The organism is Laedolimicola sp., assembly GCF_051972735.1.
Lineage (GTDB): Bacteria > Bacillota > Clostridia > Lachnospirales > Lachnospiraceae > Laedolimicola > Laedolimicola intestinihominis.
This window is the reverse complement of record NZ_JBOKYU010000096.1, coordinates 1-683: the sequence shown is the minus strand read 5'-3', so window position 1 is coordinate 683 and position 683 is coordinate 1. Positions and strand designations below refer to the sequence as shown.

1 protein-coding gene is annotated in these 683 nt (G+C 50.7%); it reads left to right on the top strand.

Annotated elements, in window-relative coordinates; translation table 11 throughout:
• Positions 1 to 55: 55 nt before the first annotated feature.
• Positions 56 to 683 (top strand): ABC transporter ATP-binding protein (locus ACTRC3_RS11740; RefSeq protein ID WP_440323195.1); only part of this gene is annotated, 628 nt, incomplete at its 3' end.

Below are 683 nucleotides of genomic sequence, written 5' to 3'. Positions count from 1 at the left end.
CTCTTAAAATTAGGCTTTTCCAAATATTTTGCTTAATTTTGCCTGCAAAATAATTTTGAATAAGAAAATGATTGATATAAAAGGTATAACCAAGAGCTTCGGCTCCCTGCAGGTGCTTAAGGGCATCGACCTGCATATTGACAAGGGCGAGGTGGTAAGTATCGTCGGTCCTAGTGGTGCCGGCAAGACCACACTCCTCCAGATTATCGGTACCCTCGACAAGCCTGATAGTGGCAGCATCATGGTTGACGGCATCGATGTAAGCAGCCTCAGCACTAAGAAACTGAGCGATTTCCGCAACCAGCATCTCGGTTTCGTCTTCCAGTTCCACCAACTTCTACCTGAGTTCACCGCCCTGGAGAACATCATGATTCCTGCCTTCATCGCAGGCAAGAGCCGAAAGGAAGCCAAGGAGCGTGCCGAGGAGTTATTGGAATTCATGGGCTTGAGCGACAGAGCCAACCACAAGCCTGCCGAGTTGTCCGGTGGCGAGAAACAGCGTGTAGCCGTGGCTAGAGCCTTGGTCAACAACCCTGCCGTCATCCTTGCCGATGAGCCATCAGGAAGTCTCGACACCAAGAACAAGGCAGAGCTTCACCAGCTCTTCTTCGACCTGAGAGACAAGTTCGGTCAGACTTTCGTCATCGTTACCCACGATGAGGGTCTTGCTTCCATCACCGACC